The following is a 5684-nucleotide window of genomic DNA, read 5'->3' on the forward strand; positions in this document are numbered from 1 at the left end:
ACAACCCCTTTAAAGGTTAGCGTCATACCGGCTAACGGATGGTTACCGTCCACTTTGACGTATTCTTCTGCCACTTCAACAATGGTTACAGGGCGATGACCATCATCGGTTTCGGCCACAAAAGTATCACCTTCTGCCACTTCCATACCGTCAAATAATTCACCGGGTACAGACTGCACTAAGTTATCGTCGCGATCACCATAGGCTTGATCTGGCGTTAAGGTCACATCAAAGGCTTCATCAACGGCTTTGCCATCCAGTACCGACTCTAATCCAGGAACTAAATATCCAGTGCCGTGCAAATATTCAAGCGGCTGTTTATCTTCTGTAGAGTCAAGAGTTTCCCCTTCCACATTAGTCACAGCGAAGTCGAGCGTGACGACTTTGTTTTCTGTAATGCTCATTAAATTAACCTATTTATAAATTTGCTGGTTAGCATACAGGATGCCAAAGCGGGTTTAAATACATCACGGATGAAGAGCAGCGCCTAGCTTAAAAAACGCGGTACGTTCTGCGCGGTACGCCTTACGTCAAAGAAAACACCGATTTTGATTTTTCGTACAGCGGTCGGCGTACAACGTACGGCCATCGGTAAGATTACTCGGGTTTAAAGATACCGATTACATCACCCTGACTCACTTGTGCCACTTGGTCATCGGTTTGACTTTGAGTATGGCCACAACTGACGCATTCTACTTTCTCGACACCGTGCTCGAGATACAGCATCATAGAGTCACTTTCGCTACAACTGGGGCACACGGCTCCGGCAATAAAGCGCTTTTTACGACGGGTTTCCATGGTATTACATCCTAAAAACGAACCTTTCTTGAATTCTCCGCCAAAAATGAACCAATCACAATGACTACAAGCGCCCAATACAGTATTGATTACCAGCTTCTTGAGCTGGCTCACTTAAGCCCCGGAAAACGCCAGCGCCACCTTAAAGGCCGATTATTGGTTATACATAAAGGTGGCGGGCTTTTACAGCTTGGCCGGCATTATTACCCTTTAACAAACCAAGATGCCGTTTTTTTGCCCGCAAACACCCTCTTTGCATGGCACAGCTTTGCCAATAGCCAAGTGAGCCAGCTGGCGTTTTCTCCCCGCTTAGTGCAGCCCACCCAAGCGGGTCGTATTCATTCAGCGTTAATTACCGCTGGCGCCACACGCCTAGCTCATTGGCAAACGGCACAAGATTGGCAAGGGGCTTATGGCCGTTTATGCCGAGTGCTGCATGATGAGCTGTTGTGCCATCAACCAAGACAGCTAAAAAACCCCAATGCGCTATTACAAAGCATCAGCGATAACCCCAGCGGTTTTAATATAACGCCTGAGCAAGAACCTGAGTTTAAACAGACGTTTAATGCAGATAGAGACACAATAAAGCAACAATGTGCATTATTGTTTATTTTGCGCGACTTAAGCAAAACTCCCAAGCTCGAGCAGTTAGTGCAACAACATGGATTGTCCTCGGTAAGTGAGTTTGAACAAGCTTGTGACCAGTGGTTAGCCAAGGGGCGATGATACTGGCGCTAAAAACAGGTAAAATAACTTTCACCATCAATCTAATATAGAGCCTTATGATTACCCTCAGCCAAATAGAACTCCTTAGAGGCGGACGCCCGCTACTTAAAGACACCAGCGCCACTATTCACGGTGGCCATAAAGTGGGCTTAGTCGGTAAAAATGGCTGTGGTAAATCAAGCTTGTTCGCATTATTTAAAGGCGAACTGAGTCTAGATGCCGGCCAGTTTTCTTTACCTGCAGACTGGCAGCTGTCTACCGTGGCGCAAGAAACACCGGCATTAGCGTGCTCAGCGCTAGATTATGTGATTGATGGCGATAAAGAATATCGCAGACTGTGCCGCAAACTAGAACAGGCCGAACAGCAGCAAGATGGCATTGCCATTGCCGAGCTGCACGGCAAATTAGAGATCCATGGCGGCTATCATATCCATGCTCGCGCTGGCGAATTATTGCATGGTTTAGGCTTTGCTAACGAGACACAAAGTCGCCCCGTCAGCTCCTTTTCTGGGGGCTGGCGGATGCGCCTGAACTTGGCTCAAGCCTTAATTTGTCGCTCCGACTTACTGTTACTGGATGAGCCGACCAACCACCTCGATTTAGATGCGGTTATGTGGCTAGAGCGATGGTTAAAAAGCTACTCGGGTACCCTGATATTAATCTCGCACGACAGAGACTTTTTAGATGCGGTGGTTAATCGCATTATTCATGTCGAGAATAGCCTGCTTAATGAGTACAGCGGTAACTACTCTGACTTTGAGCGTTTGCGCGCTGAAAAGCTAGTATTGCAACAGTCTATGTTTGAAAAGCAACAGCGTGAACTTAGCCATATGCAAAATTATGTCGATCGCTTTCGCTATCAAGCCACCAAAGCCAAGCAGGCGCAAAGCCGACTCAAAGCGATGGAGCGCATGGAACGGGTACTGCCAGCCTTGGTGGATTCGCCTTTTACTTTTAAATTTTTAGCCCCTAGCAGCTTGCCTATTCCGCTGATCACCATGGAAAAGTTATCAGCAGGCTATGGTGATAATATTATTTTATCCGACATTAAGCTTAACTTGGTGCCCGGCTCACGCATTGGCCTACTGGGAAGAAATGGCGCGGGTAAATCCACCTTTATTAAACTGCTATCGGGTGAGTTAGCTCCTTTATCTGGCAAGTTAGTTGCCAACCCCGGCATTGCTTTAGGGTATTTTGCTCAGCATCAATTAGAAAGCTTGCACCTAGACTCCTCGCCATTAATGCACTTATCGCGTATAGACCCCAGCGCCACTGAACAAAGTTTGCGTGACTATTTAGGTGGCTTCGACTTTAAAGGGGACAAAGTTCATGATCCCGTGGGGCCCTTTTCTGGGGGCGAAAAAGCGCGCTTAGTATTAGCACTCATTGTTTATCAAAAACCTAATTTGCTATTACTGGATGAGCCAACCAACCACCTTGACTTAGATATGCGCGAAGCCCTCACCATGGCGTTGCAATTTTTTGAAGGCGCCATGGTCATTGTGTCTCATGATAGACACTTACTGCGCGCCACTACTGATGAGTTTTACTTAGTAGATAGCGGTAAAGTTCAGCCTTTTGATGGAGATATTGAAGATTATCACCAGTGGTTAATGGCCCAAGACAAAGCTGAACAACCCCAAGCAACCCATACAAGTGGTGAGCACTCGGCGCTCAATCGCAAAGCAGAAAAACGCCGCCAAGCAGAGTTGCGCCAACTGACTCAACCCTTGCGTAAAGCCATTACTAAACTTGAAAAAGAGATGGATCAATATCAACAACAATTGACGGATATTGAGCAGCAACTGGCCGACCCTGATATTTATACTGCCGAGCAAAAAGCGAATTTGCAGCAATTATTAAAAGCCCAAATTCCGCTACAGCAACAACTGGCCGATACCGAAGCTCAGTGGCTAGAACAACAAGAGCAGCTAGAATTGTTAGAAGCTCCTACAGAGTAGCCGTAAGCTTGAGCCATCAGTGGTCAGTTAAGTGCTCGAAACGGGCGCTAGATTTTAATATGCGAGGTGACATTCCATGAAGATACCGAGTGCTGATCAGTTTTGGCAATTTAGCAGCCAACATTATGGCCGACCGGGGGTGGCGCAAGCTTGCCTGCAATTACAAGATGAGTACGGCGCCAATGTCAACTTACTGCTCTTGCTGGTCATGCTAGAAGCACAGGGCATGACTGCTGAGCCTGAACGCTTTAGAACAGTTTTGGCCAATCAGCTCGACCTGTTTGAACAATGGCGAGTATTACGCCGCCAACTTAAGCCTAAGCTCGATAACGATGACTACTTAGCCCTGTTACAACATGAGCTCATGCTTGAGCGCTGGCAACAGCAAGAGCTGCTACAGCAATTAACTCACACGCCTCCCACTCAAGGTTATGGCGGCTTATTCAGCTACTTAACCCAATTACAGGTAACAGACCCACCGCTGTGGCAACTTAAACTCGCCAGTTAATAGCACTCACTCTCTCAATGTTGAGCTATCTTATACCAAACATACTAAATAAGCGTCAGTTGGTATTACCTGTAAAAGCCGAATAAAGGAGCCACTCCACCGGCACGCTACAAGCACATCCATGTGATGGTCGGTGGCGTCGCCTGTGATTATACCAATCTACCCCGAGCGTAGGGTCGAATTTATTCGACCTCTTTAGGCCTTGCTATGGTTTTTAGTCGATTGAAATCGCCCCTATAGAAGCCATAAAACCTGATCTGCTAGTTTTCCAGAATGGTATAGCTTCTAAATTAACTCGTTGCGGTCTCTTTCGCATTAGCGCTATTTTCAACCGGCTTGGCATACATGGATAAGACAATGTCTTTAAGCTCAGGGGGAACGGCTGCTATATGTTGTGCAAAAGCTTGAGCGTCAGCTTGATGATCGTCTAGGGTTTGTCCGGCGGCTAATAAGTTGGTCGGAAATAAATGATAATTGGTATAAATTTGTCGATCTATCTCACTTGCGAGTTGATCAGCATTATCAAACTCCCCTTGTATCGGATCGCCAAACGCTACATGCACCCGCCCTTTTTGTCCGACTATGCCCTGCACTATGCTTTCTACATCTTCAAACTCCCGCTTCTCATACGCCCCTTGCGATGCCGATTTGGCGTAGAGTTCTCGTGCTTTGGCTTGATCACCTGGATCATATTCATAAGCAATAGACACAGGTACAAGATTCAGCGTTTTAATGTAATCGGCAAACGGGATTTTTTGACGCTTGCCTTCCATATAAAACATTTTAAGAATGGCGGGGTCGGTTTTATCACAGCCATCTTTAGCTCGCCCTTCTTTTTGCGCTATCCAAATAGACTGGTGTTCATCTAGCGAGTGACGCAAATAGGCTGAAAGCTCACTAAAGGCTTTCATCATTTCACGGGGGCCTTTCATGGAGCGTTTGACAATAAAACTTTTGTTGAGTCGCATTAATTCAGCCGCACAGGGCTTGCGCAATAAATTATCGCCAATGGCGATGCGCACGGTATTGAAGCCATTGCTGTGCAAACCCCAATTCACAAAGGCCGGATCCATGGCAATATCTCTGTGATTAGAGATAAATAAATAGCCCTGTTTAGGGTCGAGCTTATCTAGCCCTGAGTAGGTAACACCTTGGGTGGTTTTGCCAATCATATTGTTCATGTAGCTGGCCACTTCTTGCTGAATTTCGCGCACTGTGTGTAGCTTGCGCCAGCGCCAGCTTAAATACAGACGAATTAACGCCTTAATAACCGGCCCCCCCACATTAGAGAGCGCGGCAAAGCGATAATGGGCAATGGCACTAATAAATTCATCGTCGCGGATCAAACGTTGAATGGCATCTGCTACTTCATCATCCCGATAGGGACGAATATCTTTAAATAAATCCGTGTCTGACACTATGACAACCTTAAGGTTAGAAAAAACAAAAACGCCGAGATTTTACACCCATTAGCGCTAAACTGTAACGAGTACCTGCTAATGTCGCTCAACGCCAAATCATGAATACGCTGGCAGCAGTCAGTAACGCCCAGGGCGAGATCGTGAACGTTTTTTAGGCAATTTTAATTCTAAATAGTGAGCAAGTTGACGGGGTCTATTCATTGTGATCTTATACACTCTTTTGGGGAGAACTTCATGCACATCGAGACCTTTAAAGCCCACTTCCAGCCA

The 5684-nt window shown here is 46.4% G+C and carries 6 protein-coding genes; 3 read left to right on the top strand and 3 right to left on the bottom strand.

The annotated features are described in order from the left end of the window. Both ACTHY5_RS10985 and ACTHY5_RS10990 read right to left on the bottom strand, forming a co-directional pair. Positions 1-404: FKBP-type peptidyl-prolyl cis-trans isomerase (locus ACTHY5_RS10985; protein ID WP_441879573.1), on the bottom strand; the 404-nt coding region annotated here is incomplete at its 3' end. 193 nt (positions 405-597) lie between these two features. Continuing rightward, on the bottom strand, positions 598-798 hold the full coding sequence (locus ACTHY5_RS10990; RefSeq protein ID WP_441879575.1) for a YheV family putative zinc ribbon protein: 201 nt from the start codon (positions 796-798) through the stop codon (positions 598-600). Between the two features lie 60 nt (positions 799-858). Here ACTHY5_RS10990 and ACTHY5_RS10995 point away from each other — a divergent pair, with 60 nt between their 5' ends. The 3 genes from ACTHY5_RS10995 (at position 859) to ACTHY5_RS11005 (ending at position 3993) form a co-directional block, all read left to right on the top strand. Beyond that, on the top strand, positions 859-1524 hold the full coding sequence (locus tag ACTHY5_RS10995; protein ID WP_441879577.1) for a hypothetical protein: 666 nt from the start codon (positions 859-861) through the stop codon (positions 1522-1524). Between the two features lie 56 nt (positions 1525-1580). Continuing rightward, complete coding sequence (locus ACTHY5_RS11000; protein WP_441879579.1) at positions 1581-3485, top strand: ABC transporter ATP-binding protein; 1905 nt, start codon at positions 1581-1583, stop codon at positions 3483-3485. A 76-nt stretch (positions 3486-3561) separates the two neighbouring features. Further along, positions 3562-3993, top strand: a complete 432-nt coding sequence (locus ACTHY5_RS11005; protein WP_441879581.1) for a TIGR02444 family protein — start codon at positions 3562-3564, stop codon at positions 3991-3993. Between the two features lie 290 nt (positions 3994-4283). Here the strand turns inward: ACTHY5_RS11005 and ACTHY5_RS11010 are convergent, their stop codons facing one another. Then, positions 4284-5411, bottom strand: a complete 1128-nt coding sequence (locus tag ACTHY5_RS11010; RefSeq protein ID WP_441879583.1) for a 1-acyl-sn-glycerol-3-phosphate acyltransferase — start codon at positions 5409-5411, stop codon at positions 4284-4286. Positions 5412-5684 lie beyond the last annotated feature (273 nt).

The organism is Oceanisphaera sp., assembly GCF_052084945.1.
GTDB lineage: Bacteria > Pseudomonadota > Gammaproteobacteria > Enterobacterales > Aeromonadaceae > Oceanimonas.